Here is a 19835-nt window from a genome sequence, read left to right on the forward strand (position 1 = left end):
GCGAGGGCGGGCCGGAGGGCGTCGCCGACCCGTCCGGGGTGGCCGGCGCGGAGCTCGCGCCGCCCGAGGGGCTGGGCGAGGCGCCGGCCCCGGAGGAGCCCCAGCCGCCACGCCCCGAGTCGTCGGCGCCCGCGGGCGCGGGGAAGTCGGAGACCGGCTGGCCCTTGAGCGCCGCCTTCATGTAGGCGGTCCAGATCTGCGCGGGGTACTGGCCGCCCGCCGCGCCGTCGAGTCCGCCGGTGCCGTTCAGGCTGACCTGGGCCCCGGTGCCGGGGTCCTGGCCGAACAGCGCGACCGAGGTGACAAGCTCCGGGGTGTACCCGACGAACCACACCGACCGGTGCTCGTCGGTGGTGCCGGTCTTGCCCGCGGCCGGGCGGCCCAGCGCCTTGGCCCGCCAGCCGGTGCCACCCTGGTCGGCCACCACGCCCTGGAGCATCGAGGTGACCTGGCGCGCGGTCTGCTCGCTCACCGCCTGGGTGGTCTTGTGGGCGGGCAGCGCGACCGCCTCGCCCTCGCGGTCCACCGACTGCACCAGCCACGGGGTGATCTGCTTGCCGCCGTTGTCCAGCGTGGCGTACACACCCGCCATGTCGAGCACGCTGGGGGTGGAGGTGCCCAGCGGGATCGACGGCACCACGTTCAGGTCGGGGGTGTTGCTGGGCAGGCCGAGCGCGATCGCGGTGTCCCGCACCTTCGCCAGCCCGGTGTCCTGGGCGAGCTGGGCGAAGGCCGAGTTCACCGACCAGTCGGTGGCCTGCTGGAGGGTGATCTGGCCGTAGCTCTTGTCGCCCTCGTTCGGCGGCGCGTACGCGGTGCCCTTCCCGCCGCGGACCTTGCGCTCGCTGGTGCCGTCGTAGACGGTGCGCGGGGTGACGGCCTGGCCGGTCTGGGTCTTGGCGTTGTTCTCCAGGGCCGCCGCCAGTGCGATCGCCTTGAAGGTCGAGCCCGACTGGTAGTCCCGCCGGGTCGCGTTGTCGATGTAGTGCTTGGTGTAGTCGACCCCGCCGTACAGGGCGACCACGGCGCCGGTCTTCGGGTCCACCGAGGCGGCACCGGCCTGGACGGCGGCGTCCTTCTTCCGCTTGTCCGGGTTGAGGGTGTCGTGCAGCTGGGCCTGGACGGAGTCCTCCAGGGCCTGCTGGCGGGTCGGGTCGACGGTGAGCTTGATCGTGTAGCCGCCCTTGGCCAGCTCCGACTCGCCGATGACCTGGTTGGTGGTGAGGTACTCGGTCGCGGCGTTGACCAGGTAGCCGGCCTGGCCGGACAGTCCGAGCTGCGCCTGCGGGTCCTTGACCTCGGGGAAGGCGGTGGCGGCCCGCTCCTCGGCGGACAGCCAGCCCTCCTTCACCATGCCGTCGAGCACGTAGTTCCAGCGGTTGACCGCGTTCTGCTTGCCCGCCGGGGTGGCGGTGGCGACGTCGTAGGCGCTGGGGGCGTTCAGCAGGGTGGCCAGGTAGGCGCCCTGGGCGGCGTCGAGCTGGGCGGCGTCGACGCCGAAGTACTGCTGGGCGGCGGCCTGGACGCCGTACGCGCCGCGCCCGTAGTACGAGGTGTTGAGGTAGCTGGAGAGGATCTCGTCCTTGGTCTCGGTGGCGTCCACCTTGATCGCTATGAAGAGTTCCTTCACCTTGCGGGTGACCGACTGCTGCTGGTTCAGGTAGGTGTTCTTCACGTACTGCTGCGTGATGGTGGAGCCGCCCTGGGTGCCCTCGCCCTTGGCGGTGTTGACGGCGGCGCGGACCATGCCGGCCACGTTGACGGCGCCCTCGTGGTAGAAGTTGCGGTCCTCGGCGGCCAGGGTCGCGTGCTGCGCGGCGGGGGAGACCTTGTCCAGCGGGACGTTCTGGCGGTTGGTCTGGCCGGTCCGGGCGAGCACCGAGCCGTCCTGGTAGAGCCAGGTGTTGCTCTGGGTGGTCGCGGCCGCGTGCGCGTCCGGGACCTTCACCAGGGCGATGCCGAGGGCGAACAGGCCGACCCCGAGCAGTACCGAGGCCACCAGGCCCACCAGGGTCAATCGCCAGGTCGGTATCAGCCGGCGCCAGCCGGTGCGCCTGGGCCGTCGGACCTTGGTCTTCCGGACGCGCGGCGCGCCGCTCGGGGCGTTACGGGACAAAGCGGCGGCCTTTCCTGCGGGCGAACGACGGGGAGGGTGCACGGGCGGGCGGCGGCACGTACGGCCGGGCCGGCCCGCGCGGACAGGACCGTCGGCGGTCGGGGGCCTTTGCCCCTTTTCCGGTGTACAGCCCAGAACGCGCCGAAGGTACCGGTTGGCTCCACCACGGCGGGAAGCGAGACCGACATCACACACAAATCGGGCGTCAATGGGCAGCGAAAAGCCGGAGAGCCCCTCGTGTGTACGAGAGGCTCCCCGGTGTCGGTGCGCCGCCAGGGACTCGAACCCCGGACCCGCTGATTAAGAGTCAGCTGCTCTAACCAACTGAGCTAGCGGCGCCTGCTGACGGGGAAAACAATACACGCTTCCGAAGGGTGCCTCGAACCACCCGGATGTCACCGGGGGCAGCCTGTCCGTTTCCGCCCGGTTGGGGTGCCGTTTGTCGACGGTTAGGGTGGTTTTGTGCCCAGCTCCCACCCCGGTCGCCGGAACGCTCGGCGCACCCCCGCCCCGATCTCCGCACCCGCGTCCGCTCCGGTGTCAGCCCCGGTGTCCGTTCCGGCCCGGCCGGAGGCCGCCGCCAGGGCCGTCGCCGCCCTGCTGCTGCTCAGCGCGGTGGCCTACACCGCGTGGGTCCTGGAGGTGGTGCTCAGCACCGGGCTCGACCCGGTCCAGGCCTACATCAGCGAGCTCGCCGCCGAGGACCAGCCGCTGGGCGGCCTCTTCCGGGCCACCGACCTGGTCGCCGGGCTCGCCGTGCTGGCGGCCGCCCTGCTCGCGCTGTCCGCCTTCCACCTCCGCCGCCCGGCACCCCCGGAGGCCGGGGGGAGCCCGGTCCGGCGGCCCTGGGCGGCGGGCGGCTGGGCCGCGCTCGCCCTGTTCGGCGCGGCCACCGCCGCCGACTCCCGGCTGCCGCTGAGCTGCGCGCCCACCAGCGACGAGATGTGCGCCGCCCGCGAGACCGCCGGCCTCGTCCCCGCCACCCACACCGCGCACGCCGTGACCAGCAGCCTGGCCGTGCTCGGCGCGCTCGGCGGGCTGACCGCGCTCACCGTCGCCGCCCGGCGCTACCACCGGTGGCCGCCGGTGGCCCGGTACGGGCCGTGGCTGCTGGGCGCCGAGCTGCTCGCCACCGGCTGGAGCCTGGGCGCGATCGCCGCCTTCGAGGCGGGCCGCGGCACCTGGGCGCTGGGCGCCGGCCAGCGGCTCCAGGTGCTGCTCGTCGCCCTCTGGCTCGCGCTGCTCGCGGCGGCCGTCGGCCGGACGGGCGGCCGGGACTGCGCCGGACCGCGGGGGACGCTCGTCGACGGCACGGTCCGGGACGCCCCGGCCGCCGCCGCGCCGTCCCGGACCGAACGGCGGGATCCGGTATGACCGGCGATCGCGGCCCGACCGCGAACGGCGGGGCCGAAGGCTCCGAGGACCCGCCCGCCTCCCGCTCCGGCCCGGCGCCGGCCGCCTTCGTCCGGATCGACGGCGTCCCGCTGCACGTCCGGGTCGAGGGCCGGGGGCCGGTGTGCCTGCTCACCGGCGGGCTCGGCAGCAGCTGGTTCGACTGGGACCTGGTGGTTCCCTTCCTCACCCCGTACCGCACCGTCGTCCGCTACGACCGGCCCGGCTACGGCCTCAGCGCCCCCGAACCGGCCGACCGGCCCGTCCCGACCGCCGCCGGGGAGGCGGCCCGGATCCGGGCCGTCCTCGACGCGCTCGGCCTGCCCGGACGCTGCACGCTGGCCGGGCACTCGCTGGCCGGCTTCCACGTCGAGGCGTTCGCCCGGGTGTACCCCGAGCGGACGGCCGGGCTGGTCCTGCTGGACGGCAGCGTCGAACCGGACCCCCGGCCGCGCCCGGCGCCCGGTCTGCGGGACCTCGCGGCGCGCGCCACCGCGGCCGCCGCCACCGCCGTCGCCGTGCCCTACCTGCTCGGGCCCGCCGTGCGCCGGACGGTCGCCCGGGCCACCACGGTGCGGCACGAGGACCTCGCCCCGGCGCCGCTGGTCCGGCACTGCTACCGCACCGGACGCTCGCTGCGGGCACTGCTCCGGGAGAACACCCACTACCTGGACATGGCCGCCGAGCTGGCCGCGCTGCGCGGCACCGCCCCGCTGCCGGCGGGCCTGCCGGTGACCGTGCTCGCCGCCGACGACGGTCTGAGCGGCCCCCGGACCGAGGAGTGGCTGGCCGCCCAGCAGGGGCTCGCCGAACTCCTCGGCGCGGAGTACCGGCGCACCGCCCCGGCCGGGCACCTGCTCATGTTCGACCGGCCGGACGCGGTGGCCTCGGCGGTCCTGGACACCTCCCGCGGGCCGGGCTGAACCCCGCCGGGCCGGGCCGCCGGGGCGGCTCAGCCGCCGCTGGCGTTGTCCGCCCCGACCACCCGGCGCAGGGCCCGGGCTATCGGCTGCTCCCGGGCGACCGCCCGGAAGGACTTCCGCAGCTCGGAGTGGACCCGGCCGGGGAAGAGCCGGCGGTCCAGCTGCGCGGCCCAGAGCAGTCCGGCCAGGTGCAGGTCCCGCTGGGCCGAGGGGGAGGCGCCGCGCGGACCGGAAGCGCCCCGCAGGGTGGCGGCGATCCGCTCGGCGATCTCGGCGCCGACGGTGGCGCGTACCGGCAGCCAGGCGCGGTACGGCACCAGCAGGAGGAACCGGCGGTGTTCGAGGGTCAGGTGCCCGCTCGCCACCAGCCGTTCCCGGAAGATCCGCACCGCCGGCCCCCGCGGCACCCGCCGCAGGGCCGCGTCCAGCCCGGGCCGGCGCCACTCCGGGGCCCGCCCCAGTCGGTCGAGCACCTCGGCGGTGACCTCGTCGCGCGCCCCGTCCGGGCGGAATCCGGTGATCCGCCGGTCCTGGACCTTGATGCCGCCGGTCAGCAGCAGCTCGGCGAGCACGGCGGCCGCGATCGCCCGCTGGAAGCCGTTCCGGGAGACCCGCAGGGTGCCGCTGTCCGGGTCGGTGAAGAGCAGGACCAGCTCCTCCGCGAGCGAGAGCGGGAGGCGGTCGGAGGCGGCGTACGGATCGGGCGGACCGAGGGGAGTCACGGCGACAGCACCTCCGGTGCGAGGACGGACACCCACGCTATCCGCCGACCCGCCGCCGTTTCCGGGACTTCCGGGGAACGGGAGGGAACGATCGGGAGTGCGCGGGAACGCCGAAGGCCCCCTCGCTGCTGCGAGGGGGCCTTCGACCGTCTGTGCGCCGCCAGGGACTCGAACCCCGGACCCGCTGATTAAGAGTCAGCTGCTCTAACCAACTGAGCTAGCGGCGCCTGCTGACCTGGAAGACATTACACGCAATCGGGCCGATCCGCCGAATCGCGACAGGACGGTCACCCACCGTGTTCGCGAGGCGGTGGGTGACCGGCGGTCCGGCGAGAAGGATCTCGAAGGCCCCGGCGGCGGACGCCCCGTCACCCCTCCGGGAAGTGGCAGGCGGCCCGGTGGTCGGGCTCCGGCGCACCCGCGGCGGCCGGCCCCGCGCCGGTGAGCGGCGGCGCCTCCGTCTCGCACCGGCCGCGTGACCCCTCGTCGAGTCCCGCGTACACCGGGCAGCGGGCGCGGAACGGGCAGCCGGTGTGCCGGACGGTGGGGGAGGGCGGGTCGCCGGCCAGCAGGATCCGGGTCCGGCTCCGTTCGGCGGCCGGGTCCGGCAGCGGGACGGCCGAGAGCAGCGCCCGGGTGTAGGGGTGCCGCGGGCGGTCGAAGACGGCGGACACCTCGCCCTGTTCGACCGTCCGCCCCAGGTACATCACGCTCACCCGGTCGGCGAGGTGCCGGATCACCGAGAGGTCGTGCGAGACGAAGAGATAGGAGAGGCCCAGCTCCGCCTTGAGGGACTGGAGCAGGTTGAGCACCCCGGCCTGGATCGAGACGTCCAGCGCGGAGACCGGCTCGTCCAGGACCAGCAGCCGGGGCCGGACGGCCAGCGCGCGGGCGATCGAGATCCGCTGGCGCTGCCCGCCGGAGAACTGGTGCGGGTAGCGGACGGCGTGGGCCGGGTCGAGGCCGACCTGGCGGAGCAGTTCGGGCACCCGGCGGGCGATCTCCTCCTTCGCGGCCCGCTGGGCGCGCAGCGGTTCGGCGACGATGTCGCCGACCGGCATCCGGGGGTCCAGGCTGGCCATCGGGTCCTGGAAGACGATCTGCAGATCGGACCGCATCCGGTGGGCCTCGGCGCGGGAGAGCGCGGCGGTGTCCCGGCCGAGCAGCTCGATCCGCCCGGACTCGGGGGCGGCCAGGCGCAGCAGCTCGAACAGGGTGGTGGACTTGCCGGAGCCGGACTCGCCGACCAGGCCGAGGGTCTCGCCCTCCCGGATCGACAGCTCGACGCCGTCCACCGCGTGCACCGAGCCGATCCGGCGCTTGAACACGGTGCCCTTGAGCAGCGGGAAGGTCTTGGTGAGCCCCTCGACCTCCAGGACCGGCGGGCGCTGCTCCCGGGGGACGGGTGCGGCGGCGGACACGGCCGGGACCTCGGGCACGGGGTAGACCTCGGTGGGCGCGGGCCGCCGTTCGGCCAGCTCGCCGGCCCGGACGCAGGCCGCGAGGTGGGCGGTCGCGCCGTCGGCGCCCGTGCCGGGGTCCGAGCCCGACGCCCCGTCGCCGGTCAGCGGCGGTTCGGCCGTGCGGCAGCGGTCCTCGACCAGCGGGCAGCGGGCGGCGAACGGGCAGCCCGGCGGCAGTTCGGCCATCGGCGCGGGCGTGCCGGGTATCGGCACCAGCGGTCCGCGGTTCCCGTCCAGCCGGGGGACGGCCCCGACCAGGCCCAGCGTGTACGGGTGGCGCGGCGCGGCGAACAGCTCGTCCACGCCCGCCGTCTCGACCACCCGGCCCGCGTACATCACCGCGACCCGGTCGGCCATCCCGGCGATCACCCCGAGGTCGTGGCTGACCAGGACGAGCGCGGCGCCGGTCTCGCGGCGGGCGGTGCGCAGCACGTCGAGCACCTGCGCCTGGATGGTGACGTCCAGGGCGGTGGTGGGTTCGTCGGCGAGCAGCACGTCGGGGTCGTTGGCGACGGCCATGGCGATCATGGCGCGCTGCCGCATGCCGCCGGAGAACTCGTGCGGGAAGCTGTCGAGGGCGCGGTCGGGGGCCGGGATGCCGACCAGGTCGAGCAGTTCGGCGGCCCGCTTGCGGGCGGCGGCGCGGTCGAGGCCGGGCCGGTGGATCCGCAGCGCCTCGACGAGCTGGTCGCCGATCCGGTAGACGGGGGTGAAGGCGGAGAGCGGGTCCTGGAACACCATGGCGATCCGGCGGCCGCGGACGGCGGCCAGTTCGCGTCCGGGCAGGCCGATCAGCTCGCGGTCGTCCAGCCGGACCGAGCCCCGGACCCGGGCGGTGCCGGGCAGCAGGCCGAGCACGGCCAGCGCGGTGACGGACTTCCCGGAGCCGGACTCGCCGACGATGCCGAGGGTCTCGCCCCGGTGCAGGGTGAGGTCGACGCCGCGCACGGCGGGGACGGGGTCGGCGCCGCGCGGGCCGGTGAACTCGACCCGCAGGTCGCGGACGCGCAGCAGCGGGGTCCCGGTGGCGGTGGTCGTGGCGGTGGTGGTCACGCGCTGGTCCTCTTCGTCGTGGCACTGGCACTGGCACTGGCGCTGGCACGGGTGCGGGACCGCCGGGACCGCCGGGACCGCCGGGGCCGCCGGGCGCCCTCGGAGGTGGGGTCGAGCGCGTCCCGCAGCCCGTCGCCGATCAGGTTGACCGCCAGGACGAAGAGCACCAGCAGCCCGGCGGCGAAGTAGAACAGCCAGGGGAAGACCGGGGCCTCGCTGGTGCCGGCGGCGAGCAGGGTCCCGAGCGAGACGTCCGGCGCCTTGACGCCGAAGCCGAAGTAGGAGAGCGCGGTCTCGCTCATCACGGCGCCGCCGACCGCGATCGTGGCGTCGATGATGAGGAAGGAGGCGACGTTCGGCAGGATGTGCCGGGAGATGATCCGCAGCGGACGGACGCCCATGAACTGCGCGGCGCGGACGAACTCCCGCTCCCGCAGCGAGATGGTCATCGAGCGGACCACCCGGGCGGTGATCATCCAGTTGAACAGGGCGAGCAGCAGCACGAAGGCGAGCCAGCCGGCGCCCTTCAGCCGGGGCGAGACGATCGTGATGACCAGGAAGCTGGGGAAGACCAGCATGAGGTCGACCAGGAACATCAGCAGCCGGTCGGTCCAGCCGCCGAAGTAGCCGGCGCAGGCGCCGACCAGGGAGGCCAGCACGGTCGAGAAGAGCGCCACCAGCAGGCCGATGACCAGCGACTTCTGCAGGCCGCGGACCGTCTGCGCGAAGACGTCCTGGCCGACCCCGTTGGTGCCGAACCAGTGGGTGCCCGAGGGCGGTTGGCGCAGCGCGCCGTAGTCGGGGGTGGCGTAGTCCCAGGGCGTGAGGAACCCGCCGCCGAAGGCGAGCAGGAACAGCAGCAGGACGATCACCGCGCCGACCACCGCCCAGCGGGCGGCGAGCAGCCGGGCGAGGACGATCCGCCCCCGGCCGGTCGGCCCGGGAACGGCGGGAGCGGCGGGGGAACCGGGTCCGGCGGGCTCGGCGGGGCCGGCGGACTCCGCGATGACGGCGGTCAAGAGGGCTCTCCTCGGTTCAGGACCGCACGCGCGGGTCGAGGGCGGCGTGCAGGGTGTCGGCGAGGAAGCCGGAGGCGAGCACCACGACCGCCGCGAACAGGTTGACCGCGACGACCGCGTTGACGTCCTGCTCGTTGACGGACTGGATGAACCATTCGCCCATGCCGTGCCAGCCGAAGATGGTCTCGGTGAACGCGGCGCCGGTGAAGATGCCGAGGAAGCTGTACGCGAACATCGTCGACATCGGGATCACCGCCGTCCGCAGCCCGTGCTTGACCAGGGCGCGGCCCCGGGTGAGGCCCTTGGCCTCGGCGGTGCGCAGGTAGTCGGAGCCGAGCACGTCGAGCATGGTGCCGCGCTGGTAGCGGCTGTAGGTGGCGAGGCCGCCGAGCGCCAGCGAGAGGGTCGGCAGCAGCAGGTGCAGCGCCCAGTCGGCGAGGTGGGCGCCGAGTCCGCCGCTGAGGCCGGGGGTCTCGTAGCCGGTGAACGGGACGACCTCGTGGCCGACGGCGTCCTTGGCGGCGATGGCGCCGTTCTTGAGGAAGAGGGCGACCAGGAACACCGGGGTGGAGAGCAGGACGAAGGAGAGCACGGTGAGCAGCCGGTCGGAGATCCGGTACTGGCGCACGGCGCTCCACGCCCCGGCGGCGACGCCGAGCACCATGCCGAGCAGGCTGCCGATCAGCAGCAGCCGCAGCGAGACCCAGACCCGGCGGCGGAAGTCGTCCATCACCGGGGTGTCGTGGATGGTGCGGCCGAGGTCGCCGTGCAGCAGCAGGTCGCCCGCCCAGTGCCCGAACCGTTCGACGACCGGGGTGCGGTCGTTGAGGTTGAGGTCGGTGAGCTGGCGCTCGACCGAGGCGGCGGCCGGGCGCGGCACCTTCGCCTCGAAGTAGACGCGCGGCTGCAGTGCGGCGCCGGCCAGCGCGTACGCCAGGAAGACGGCGGCGACCAGCAGGACGGCGTAGTAGGCGAACCGCTTGGTCAGGTAACGGAGCATCAGCGGCCGCCCTGGGTGGGGGCGGGGCCGACGCGTCTGGTGGGCATCGGAGGGTGGCCTTCGGGTCGAGGGTGGGGGAGCGGGGCGCCGTGGCGCGGATGCGGGTGCGGCGTACCGGGGGCGGGTGGGTCGAGGGCGGTCCCGGCCGCCTTCTTGACCGTGGTCAGGAAAGCGCGCAGGTCAGAGTCTGGCACCGGCGCACGGCCGCGGTATTGCGGTCGTGTTGCGCCCCGTTTCGTTTGGATCAGGTGTCCACCACGCCCCCTGGTACTCGTCCTGATCGGCTGTTACGTTCGGTCCCCGGCACCGACTTGGCTGCCCACGCTCAAGCCTCGCCACACCTCGCGACGCTCATCTCTCACCACTCGCCGGACCTCACGGGGGGAACCCTCATGCACGCTTCCGCCACGCCTGCGCGCCGACTCGGCCGCGCCGCCGTCCTCGCTCTCGCCGTCGCCCTCGCGGCCACCGCGTGCAGCTCCGGCGGTGGTGGCTCGGCGGACACGGCGGTGAAGAGCGCGGCGCCGGGGCAGGGTTCCATCGACATCAACGCCAAGACGGTGGACCAGATCCGCGACGGCGGCGAGGTCCGCTTCCCGCTCTACCAGTGGATCACCCAGTGGAACCCGTTCCAGGTGGACGGCCGGTACGGCGACGCGGTCGAGATCATGCGCACCGTCGAGCCGGACCTCTTCACCACCGACGAGACCGGCACCTTCAAGGCGAACGCCGACTACCTGGTGGACGCCAAGGTCACCTCGACCTCGCCGCAGGTGGTCACCTACAAGCTGAACCCGAAGGCCAAGTGGTCGGACGGCAAGCCGCTGAGCTACCTCGACTTCAAGGCCGACTGGGAGGCCAGCAACGGCAAGAAGGACGGCTACAACATCGCCGACTCGGCCGGCTACGAGCTGATCTCCGCCGTCGAGCAGGGCGCCGACCCGGCCGAGGTCAAGGTGACCTTCTCCGAGACGTACGCGGACTGGCAGAACCTCTTCCGCCCGCTGATCCCGGCCGCCGGGATCGCCACCGCCGACGACTTCAACAAGGGCTGGGTGGAGAAGGTCCCGATCACCGCGGGCGCGCTGAAGATCGGCACGGCCGACAAGACCGCGCAGACCCTGACCCTGGTCCCGGACCCGAACTGGTGGGGTGCCAAGCCCAAGGCGGAGCGGATCGTCTTCCGGGTGATGTCGCAGTCCGCGACCACCCAGGCCTTCCTCAACAACGAGATCGACTACGCCACGGCCGGCACCGCCACCGCCTACGGGCAGCTCAAGGACGCCAAGGAAGCGGTGATCCGCTCGGCCAGCCCCTGGGACGAGGTGCACATCTCCTTCGGCGGCGGCGGCGCGCTGGCGGACCAGAAGGTGCGGCAGGCGCTCGGGAAGGCGCTGGACCGCAACGCGCTCATCAAGATCGCCAACAACGGTGTGCCGGTGGAGTTCAAGCCGCTCGGCAACCACATCTTCATGCCCAACCAGGCCGGCTACCAGGACAACTCCGGCGAGTGGGCGAAGTTCGACGTGCCCGCGGCGAAGAAGCTGCTGGACGAGGCGGGCTGGAAGGAGGCCGGCAGCGGCCAGCCGCGCACCAAGGACGGCCAGTCGCTGACCCTGCACTGGGTGCTCAACGAGTCCACCCCGCAGGCCCAGGTCGACCTCGCCACCGCCGCCCAGGCGATGTGGCTGCAGGCCGGGGTCAAGGTGGAGGTCGACAAGGTCGCGGCCAACGACTTCTTCACCAAGTACGTCAACCCCGGCAAGTGGGACATCGCCAGCTGGCGCAACACCGACTCGTTCCCGCTCTCCAGCAGCCTCACCAACTTCCGGCTGCCGCAGGGCGACAACGTGTTCGGCAACTTCTCCAAGCTGGGCACCGAGGAGATCGACGGACTGCTGAAGAAGGCGGCCGGCACGATCGACCCGGTGGAGGCCGCGAAGCTCTACAACCAGGCGGACGCCAAGATCTGGGAGCTCGGCCACACCTTCGAGCTGTACCAGCGGCCGACCGTGGTGGCGGCCCGCAAGGGGCTCGCCAACTACGGCGCCTTCGGTCTGGCGAGCACGGACTACACCAAGGTCGGCTGGGAGAAGTAGCCGCCGGGGGCGGGGCCGTTGCCGGAGGCACGGCCGCAGCGGGGGCGGGCGCGCGGCGGAGGCCGGCGAGCGCACGGCAGGCGCTGGCGAGCAGCGCGGTGATCACGAGGCCGGTGGTACGGACACGGGGGTACCGGCGCTGCCGCCCCCGCTGTCCTGCCACCCGCCTTGACCTTCCGCGATGCCCGCAGGCCGCCCGTGTCGTGGGGTCCGTCCCCGGACCCCGCTCGCTTCGAACCGGGACGAATCTAGCGGGGCGGTCCGGCCCTCGCGCCCTACCGCGCGGGGCGCGCCCGGAAACCCGCCGTGCTGTCACCCGGTTCGCGCACCGAGGCGTCAACTCTCGCTGACGACAGGGCAAATCGGGCCGTTGCGGGGCAATCGGAGCGCTCCGCCGACCGCGCCGGAGCGGGCGACGGTGCGTGCGCGGGGCTGCGCGCGCTGCCAGGATGCGGCGGGTCAGCCCGCCCGTCCGCAGTCCGGAGAACCGTCGATGAGCAGCGAGTCCGCCGCAGTCCCCCCAACACACCACGCCGGCCCGCACCACGCCGACCCGCGCCCGGTGCGCCGGATGGTCCCGCGCGGCCGGGAGGAGCCGCACCGGGTCGCCACCCCGCTGGAACTCTTCTTCGACCTCTGCTTCGTGGTCGCCGTCGGCCAGGCCGGCCGGGAGCTGGCCCACGACCTCGCCGAGGGCCACTGGGGCGACGGGCTGAGCGGGTACTTCTTCGCCTTCTTCGCCATCTGGTGGGCCTGGATGAACTTCACCTGGTTCGCCTCCGCCTACGACTGCGACGACGTGCCGTACCGGGTCACCACCCTGGTCCAGATCGCCGGTGTGCTCATCCTCGCGGCCGGGGTGCCGCGGCTCTTCGCGGACCAGGACATCGTGCTGTCGGTGGTCGGCTACGTGGTGATGCGGCTGGCCATGGTCACCCAGTGGCTGCGCGCGGCGGCCGCCGAGGAGGGGCCGGCGCGCGGTGTGGCGCTGCGCTACGCCGCCGGGATCACCCTCTGCCAGATCGGCTGGGCCGTGGTGCTGGTGCTCCCGCACGACGTCCGGGCGGTGGTCATCCCGATCGGGATCCTGGCCGAGCTGTCCGTGCCGGTGGTCGCCGAACTGCGGATGCAGACCTCCTGGCACCCGCACCACATCGCCGAGCGGTACGGCCTGTTCACGCTGATCGTGCTCGGTGAGACGGTGGCGGCGGCGACCGTCGCGGTGCAGTCCGCGGTGGACGAGCACGAGGGGCTGACCCGGCTGCTGCCGGTCGCGGCCGGCGGTCTGCTGATCTGCTTCTCGGCCTGGTGGATCTACTTCGCCCGGCCGGTGCACGACCATCTGCGCTCCAACCGGCAGGCCTTCCTCTGGGGGTACGGCCACTACCTGGTCTTCGGCGCGGCGGCGGCGATCGGCTCCGGGCTGGAGGTGGCGGTCGAATCGGCCGTGCACAAGGCGCACGTGTCCGAGACGGCCGCCACCGCGACGGTGACCGTGCCGACCGCGCTCTACCTCGTCACCGTGTGGGCGCTGCACTCCCGGCACGTCAAGACCGGCGCGGCTCAGGCGCTGCTGCCGGTCGCCTCGGTGGCGGTGCTCGCCTGTACGGCGGCGGGCGGCTCCGGGGTCCTGGTGGCGGGCCTGGTGACGGCGCTGACGGTGGCGGTCGGGGTGGCGCTGCACGCCAGGGAGCGCTGAGCGAGCGCGGCGGGGCCGGCCGGGGCGGTGGAGCCGTTCGACCGGTTCGCGGCGGTGGGCCTGCTCCCGCTGCCCGCCCCGGCGGCGGCGGTGACTGGGCCCGCCCCGGTGGCGGCGGTGATCGGGCCCGCTCCGGTAGCGAGGCCCGCCGCGACCGGTGCGTCCGCGCGCGGCGGGTCGGCCGTCGAGGGCCCCAGCAGGCCGTGCAGGACCTCGCCGTGCCCGGACAGCCAGGCCCGGTACGCGGGACTGGCCTGGGCGAGGTCCAGATAGGCCGCCCGCAGCTCCTCGTACAGCGCCTCGCGGGCCGGCCGGCCGAGGGCGCGCGGCCGCCAGACCAGGAGCAGCCGCACGGTCAGCGGGTCGCCCTGCAGCCGCCGGACGACGGTGCCCGGTCCGGGCAGTGAGGTCGGCTGGCAGGGGCGGACCGCCTCGCCGGAGGCGACCAGCTCGGCGGCGGTGGCGTTGTCCCGGACCTGGACCACGCGCGGATTGAGCCCGGCGGCGCGGAACACCCGGCGCATGGCGGCGTACTCGTGGTCGGCGGTCGGGTCCACCATCCAGGTGTCCTCGGCGAGTTCGGCCAGCCGGACCACCTGCCGCGCGGCCGCCGGATGGCCCGAGGTGAGCGCGACGAACTGCGGCTCGCGGGCGAGCAGCACCCGGTGCTCGGCGTCCGGCGGCAGCCGCACCGGGAAGCCCTCGCTCTCGTGCACGAAGGCGACGTCCAGCTGGTCGGCGGCGATCATCCGGAGCAGGGCGTTGGCGGAGATGTCGATCTGGATCGTGGTGTCGGTCTCCGGCAGCCGCTCGTGCACCCGGCGCAGCCACGCGGCCACCGCCCGGCTGCCGACGCTGCCGATGCGCAGCCGGCGGGCCCGCTCGCCGCCGGCGGCCTCCCTGGCCTCCTGGCGCGCGGCGGCGACCAGCGCGGCCATCTCGGCGATCACCGGTCTGGCTCTGGACAGCACGGAGTGGCCGAGCGCGGTCGGCCGGCTGCCGGTCTGCTCCCGGGTGAACAGCGTTCCGCCGACAGCCCGTTCGATGCGGTGCAGCTGGGTGGTGAGCGACGGCTGGGTCATCCCGAGCTGCAGCGCGGCCTTGCGGAGGCTTCCGGTGTCGGCGATCGCGCACAGCACCCGCAGGTGTCTCACGTCGAGCTCCACACAGGGGAGCGTAACGGCCAAAACGGTATGACGCCAGGGACATGACAGGCTGTCGGGTCGGCAGGGGCACGGGCGCCGGACCGCACGGGCGGATCCCGGACGCCCCCCGGACGACCCCCGGACGACCCCTGGGCGACACCCGGCCGACTCCCGGGCCGATCTCCCGGACCGATCCCCGGCGGGTGCGGGTGATTGGTTCGGGCTATCGCCGGTTGACATCATCCGCCGGGCCGCCGGCCTGGCCGAAGCTCTGTGGGCAGCAAGCATTCATCCGATGCCCGCGGTCCGGCCCCCACCGTCCGCGGCGCACTCGCGAATCGGAGCCCCCACATGAACCGCGTGCCGCGAACGCTTTCCCTCGCGCTCGGAATCGCCCTCGCCCTCGGAACGGCCGCCCTGCCCGCCGCCGCCACCGCCGCCCCGGTGACCGCCCCCGGTCCGGCCGCCGCCCACGGGTACACCCCGGGCGCCGCCGCGAAGAGCGCCGGCAAGGCGGACGACCGGGCCTTCTACGAGGCCGTCATGAAGTCCGCGCGGGCCAAGCAGGCCGCCACCCCGTACCTGCGGGCCGTCGTGGTCACCTACGACGCGAGCAACGCGCCCTCCTTCGCGGCGGAGATAGCCCGCAGCGCGCAGATCTGGAACGGCTCGGTCGCCAACGTCCGGCTGCAGGAAGGCTCCGGCGCCGACTTCGCCTACTACGAGGGCGACGACCCGGACAACGGCTCCTACGCGAGCACCGACGGCCACGGCCAGGGCTACATCTTCCTCGACTACACCCAGAACCAGCAGTACTCCTCGGTGCGGGTGACCGCCCACGAGACCGGCCACGTGCTGGGCCTGCCGGACCACTACTCGGGCCCGTGCAGCGAGCTGATGTCCGGTGGCGGCCCCGGCCCGTCCTGCACCAACGCGTACCCGAACAGCGCCGAGCGCAGCCGGGTCAACTCCCTCTGGCGCAACGGCCTGGCGGGCTGACGCCGGTCTTCCGGCCCGCTGACCTGCTGACCTGTTTCCTCTCCGGCCTTCCGGCCCGGCGGCCTGCCGACCTGCCGGTCCACCCTTCGCGGCCCGCCCGTCCGGCGGGCGGCCCCCCGACGCGCGCCGCCCGGCCGCCCCTCCGGCCGGTCCGGCGCGCCCGCACCACCGCAGCACCGAAGCACCCCCACCCGCAGTAACCCCCATCCCTCGGTCCTTGAACGGGAGCCCCCACATGAACCGTGTCTCGCGCACGTTTTCCGCCGCCGTCGGACTGGCGCTCGCCGCCGGTCTGGCCGTCCTGCCGACCACCACCGCCGCCGCCGCCGCGCCGACCCAGGGCTACACCGCCTCGGGCTCCGCCTACGCCGGCTCGCCCACCGAGGACGCCAACAACAAGGCGTTCTACGAGGCCGTCATGAAGTCCGCGCGGGCCAAGCAGGCCGCCAACCCGTTCCTGCTCGCCGTCACCGTGACCTACGACGCCAGCAGCGCGCCCACCTTCCGCAACCAGATAGCCCAGAGCGCGCAGATCTGGAACAGCTCGGTCACCAACGTGCAGCTTCGTTCCGGCTCGGCCGCCGACTTCCGCTACTACGAGGGCAACGACTCGCGCGGCTCCTACGCGAGCACCGACGGCCACGGCAGCGGCTACGTCTTCCTCGACTACGCGCAGAACCGCCAGTACAGCTCGCTGCGCGTCGTCGCGCACGAGACCGGCCACGTGCTCGGCCTGCCGGACCACTACTCGGGCCCGTGCAGCGAGCTGATGTCCGGTGGCGGCCCCGGCACCTCCTGCACCAACCCGAACCCGAACAGCGCCGAGCGCAGCCGGGTCAACACCCTGTGGCGGAACGGCCTGGCCGGCTGATCCTCCTCCCGCACCGCAGTGGACGGCCCGGTCGCCGGAACCCCGGCGACCGGGCCGCCCCGCGTGCGTTCCCGCCCCGGGAATGTCCTGGAGGCGCACCTGAGCAGGGCCGGCGGTGGGCGCCCCACCGTGCCACCGCCGCGCCCGCTCGCGCCGCCCCCCGGCACTGTCGGTGCCCCGTGCGAGCATGCGGACGAGGACCAGTCCGCCGCCGACCACGAGGTGCCGCCGCCATGCCGCCGTCCAAGCCCCAGCACGTCCCCGACCGCCTGGAGGACCTGCCGTACGCGGACCACCTGGTCCCGCACCGCGGTCCGCTGCGCGGCGACGACCGCTACGACACCGTCCACTTCGACGGCGGCGAGTACACCGACCAGTCGGCCGCCGGCGCCACCTTCCTGGAGTGCGCCCTGACCGGCGTCGCCCTGAGCGGCGTCAAGCTCCGCCAGGCCCGGTTCAACGAGGTCTGGTCGCAGGCCGGCCGCTGGGTGGCGTGCGACCTCGTCGACAGCGAGTGGCAGGACAGCGCCGTCACCGGCGGCGTCCTGGCCGGCATCGCCGCCCACGGCGCCGCGCTGCGCCGGGTGGTGCTGCGCGGCTGCAAGCTGGAGGCGGTCAACCTGCGCGCCGCCGTCCTGCGCGACGTCGTCTTCGAGGACTGCCTGCTGCGCGACGTCGACTTCGGCGACGCGAAGCTCACCGGGGTGTCCTTCCCCGGCTCCACCCTGGAGGAGGTCCGGCTGCGCGGCGCCACCCTGAGCGGTGTCGACCTGCGCGGCGCCGTCTCCCTCGACCTCCCCGACGGCCACCAGGGCCTGCGCGGCGCCCTGATCAGCTCCACCCAACTCCTCGAACTGGCTCCCCAGTTCGCCCAGGCCCTGGGCATCACGGTGAAGGACGACTGAGCCGCCCGTTCAGCTCCCGGTCGTTCGGTGACGGCCGGGAGAACAGTCCGACAAACCTGCCCCCGGCCTCTGGTCGGGTCGTTCCGGGCGGGTGGAAGATGCTGCGCGATCGAGTGGGCCCGAGTTGTGTGCACAACCTCGCCAGTGAAGGGACGGGCTGGGCTGATGGCCGAGTTGAGTCGTAGGAAGTTCGTGACCATGTCCGGCGCCGCCGCCGCGGGCCTCGCCGCGGCCGGTGCCGGCAGCACCGGAGCGGGGGCCGCCCCGGCCGCCGGAGCGCCGGGGGAGGTGCCCGCCACTGCCCCCTCGGCGGCGCTGTCGCAGACCGGCACCCTCGCCGACGCGAAGCACATCGTGATCCTGATGCAGGAGAACCGCAGCTTCGACCACTACTTCGGCATGCTGCGCGGCGTCCGCGGCTTCGCGGACCGCTCCGCCATCCAGATCGCCGGCGGCTACTCCGTCTTCAACCAGCCCAACGGCCTGGGCCGCCAGTACCCGTGGCAGTTCAGCCTCACCAAGCCGGCCGGCGGCGCCGACCCGGAGCGCCTGGCCCAGTGCAACGGCGACCTCGCCCACGGCTGGGGGGACCAGCACCGGGCCTGGAACGGCGGCAAGATGGACTCCTGGGTGGCGGCCAAGGGCAACAACCGCCCGCTCGGCTTCCTCACCCGCCAGGACATCCCGTTCCACTACGCGCTCGCCGAGAACTGGACCATCGCCGACGCCTACTTCTGCTCGATGCTGAGCGCCACCGGCCCCAACCGCACCTACCACTGGTCCGGCCAGATCGACCCCACCGGCGCGGCGGGCGGCCCGGCCTACGACGGCGGCGACGAGAAGGGCCTGCGCTGGCAGACCTACGCCGAGGCGCTGGAGAACGCGGGCGTCAGCTGGAAGGTCTACCAGAACGCCGCCGACAACTACGGCGACAACGCCTTGGCCTACTTCACCCAGTTCGCCAACGCGCCGGCCGGCAGCCCGCTCGCCGTCAAGGGCATGGGCTCCGTCCCCAAGGTCACCGGGAAGACCCCGGACGACATCGTCGCCGCGATCAAGGCCGACGTGCTGGCCGGGACGCTCCCGCAGGTCTCCTGGATCGTCCCCAACCAGGAGGTCTCCGAGCACCCCTACGCCACCCCGGCCGACGGCGCGCACTTCGTCCACCGGGTGATCGACGCGCTCAACGCGGACACGGACGTCTTCAACTCCAGCGTCCTGTTCCTCAACTACGACGAGAACGACGGCTTCTTCGACCACGTCCCGCCGCCCGCCGCCCCGGCCGGCACCCCGGGCGAGTTCTACGGCGGCACCAACCTCGGCCTCGGCTTCCGGGTCCCGCTGATCGCCGTCTCCCCGTGGACCCGCGGCGGCTGGGTCTCCTCCGAGGTCTTCGACCACACCTCGGTGCTGCGCTTCATGGAGAAGTGGACCGCCGCCATCGGCAAGCCCGCCAACTGCGTCAACATCAGCGACTGGCGCCGCCGGGTCTGCGGCGACCTGACCGGCCTGTTCGACTTCGCCAACCCGGTCTACGGCCTGCCCGGGCTGCCCGACACGGCCGGCGCGGTGGTCGGGATGTCCAGCTGCGGCCCGCTGCCCAACCCGGCCCCGGTGGACAACAAGCTCCCCACCCAGGAGCCCGGCACGCGCCCGGCCCGCGCCCTGCCCCACCAGCCGAACGCCAACCTGGACCACCTGGAGTACGGTTCGGCCGGCGCCATCAAGGTCTGGCTGAAGATGGCCAACGAGGGCGCGGTGGCGACCAAGTCCGCCCACTTCGCCGCCTACGCCAACGCCTACCGCAGCGGCGGCCCCTGGCAGTACACCGTCGACCCCGGCGGCAACCAGAGCGACTTCTTCAACTGCGGCACCGGCTTCGGCGGCGGCCCCTACGACCTGAGCGTGATCGGCCCCAACCGCTTCCTCCGCCGCTTCAAGGGCGACGCCAACAAGGCCGGCAAGAACGCGGCCGTCACCTGCTCCTACGCGGTCGAGCCGGGCACGGGCAAGCTCGCGGTGTACTTCCAGCTCACCAACACCGGCACCACGGCGATGACCTTCACCATCACCTCGACCAACTACCGCACCGACGGCCCCTGGACCTACCAGGTCCCGGCCGGCGGCAGCGTGACGGACTACTTCAACGCCGTCGCCTACACCAACGGTTGGTACGACTTCACCGTGACGGTGAACGTGGACGCCACCTGGTCCCAGCGCTTCACCGGCCACCTGGAGACCGGCACGGCCAGCATCACCGGCTGAGAAAGTGTCGGGCAACCGGGTGGTCACTCGCTCCGGCGCAGTCGATCAGTTGCACAACAGTTTCTGGGACGGTGACGGACGGACCGGCCTGCGGTCGCGTCGGCCCAGGAACCTGTGACGCCGCCCTGAGGCCCGGCTCCCCCGTGGGAGGGAGCCGGGCCTCA

Annotated in this window: 13 protein-coding genes, 2 tRNA genes and 1 pseudogene; 8 read left to right on the plus strand and 8 right to left on the minus strand. The window is 73.6% G+C overall.

Annotated features, from left to right (window positions below):
• Both BI06_RS34230 and BI06_RS34235 read right to left on the minus strand, forming a co-directional pair.
• Positions 1–2116 (minus strand): transglycosylase domain-containing protein (locus tag BI06_RS34230; RefSeq protein ID WP_149030572.1); only part of this gene is annotated, 2116 nt, incomplete at its 3' end.
• 265 nt (positions 2117–2381) lie between these two features.
• Positions 2382–2455, minus strand: a tRNA-Lys gene (locus tag BI06_RS34235).
• 210 nt (positions 2456–2665) lie between these two features.
• Here BI06_RS34235 and BI06_RS34240 point away from each other — a divergent pair.
• Together BI06_RS34240 and BI06_RS34245 are read left to right on the plus strand one after the other, a co-directional pair.
• Positions 2666–3490, plus strand: coding sequence for a DUF998 domain-containing protein (locus BI06_RS34240; protein ID WP_082558889.1), 825 nt, complete (start codon positions 2666–2668; stop codon positions 3488–3490).
• Positions 3487–4431, plus strand: coding sequence for an alpha/beta fold hydrolase (locus BI06_RS34245; protein WP_082558890.1), 945 nt, complete (start codon positions 3487–3489; stop codon positions 4429–4431). The genes BI06_RS34240 and BI06_RS34245 overlap by 4 nt, the downstream gene beginning before the upstream one ends.
• A 29-nt stretch (positions 4432–4460) precedes the next feature.
• Here BI06_RS34245 and BI06_RS34250 read toward each other — a convergent pair whose 3' ends face one another.
• The 5 genes from BI06_RS34250 to BI06_RS34270 form a co-directional block, all read right to left on the minus strand.
• Entirely contained in the window at positions 4461–5153 is a 693-nt protein-coding gene (locus BI06_RS34250; RefSeq protein WP_030394171.1) for a GPP34 family phosphoprotein, read from the minus strand.
• 153 nt (positions 5154–5306) lie between these two features.
• Positions 5307–5380 (minus strand) — tRNA-Lys (locus tag BI06_RS34255).
• A gap of 141 nt (positions 5381–5521) precedes the next feature.
• Entirely contained in the window at positions 5522–7669 is a 2148-nt protein-coding gene (locus BI06_RS34260) for an ABC transporter ATP-binding protein (protein WP_043474825.1), read from the minus strand.
• Positions 7666–8688, minus strand: a complete 1023-nt coding sequence (locus BI06_RS34265; RefSeq protein WP_369826310.1) for an ABC transporter permease — start codon at positions 8686–8688, stop codon at positions 7666–7668. The genes BI06_RS34260 and BI06_RS34265 overlap by 4 nt, the downstream gene beginning before the upstream one ends.
• Before the next feature lie 16 nt (positions 8689–8704).
• Positions 8705–9688, minus strand: a complete 984-nt coding sequence (locus BI06_RS34270) for an ABC transporter permease (RefSeq protein ID WP_043474827.1) — start codon at positions 9686–9688, stop codon at positions 8705–8707.
• A 392-nt stretch (positions 9689–10080) separates the two neighbouring features.
• Between BI06_RS34270 and BI06_RS34275 the strand changes: the two genes are divergently transcribed.
• On the plus strand, positions 10081–11787 hold the full coding sequence (locus BI06_RS34275; protein WP_043474830.1) for an ABC transporter family substrate-binding protein: 1707 nt from the start codon (positions 10081–10083) through the stop codon (positions 11785–11787).
• 493 nt (positions 11788–12280) lie between these two features.
• A complete protein-coding gene (locus tag BI06_RS34280) occupies positions 12281–13486 on the plus strand; it encodes a low temperature requirement protein A (RefSeq protein WP_051742558.1) in 1206 nt (401 codons plus the stop codon).
• A 215-nt stretch (positions 13487–13701) separates the two neighbouring features.
• On the opposite strand, the pseudogene BI06_RS34285 reads toward BI06_RS34280, so the two are convergent.
• Positions 13702–14640: pseudogene (locus BI06_RS34285) on the minus strand (LysR family transcriptional regulator); the annotation flags it as partial.
• Between the two features lie 342 nt (positions 14641–14982).
• Here BI06_RS34285 and snpA (BI06_RS34290) point away from each other — a divergent pair.
• From snpA (BI06_RS34290) to BI06_RS34305, 4 genes are all read left to right on the plus strand, one after another.
• On the plus strand, positions 14983–15630 hold the full coding sequence (snpA, locus tag BI06_RS34290) for a snapalysin (protein ID WP_030394164.1): 648 nt from the start codon (positions 14983–14985) through the stop codon (positions 15628–15630).
• 235 nt (positions 15631–15865) lie between these two features.
• Positions 15866–16501: a snapalysin gene (gene snpA, locus BI06_RS34295; RefSeq protein WP_043474833.1), complete on the plus strand. Its 636-nt coding sequence runs from the start codon at positions 15866–15868 to the stop codon at positions 16499–16501.
• A gap of 233 nt (positions 16502–16734) precedes the next feature.
• Complete coding sequence (locus tag BI06_RS34300; RefSeq protein ID WP_051742559.1) at positions 16735–17406, plus strand: pentapeptide repeat-containing protein; 672 nt, start codon at positions 16735–16737, stop codon at positions 17404–17406.
• Between the two features lie 165 nt (positions 17407–17571).
• Complete coding sequence (locus BI06_RS34305) at positions 17572–19671, plus strand: phosphocholine-specific phospholipase C (protein ID WP_043474836.1); 2100 nt, start codon at positions 17572–17574, stop codon at positions 19669–19671.
• The last annotated feature ends 164 nt before the right edge of the window (positions 19672–19835 follow it).

This window comes from Kitasatospora sp. MBT66 (assembly GCF_000710405.2).
Taxonomy (GTDB): Bacteria; Actinomycetota; Actinomycetes; order Streptomycetales; family Streptomycetaceae; genus Kitasatospora; species Kitasatospora purpeofusca.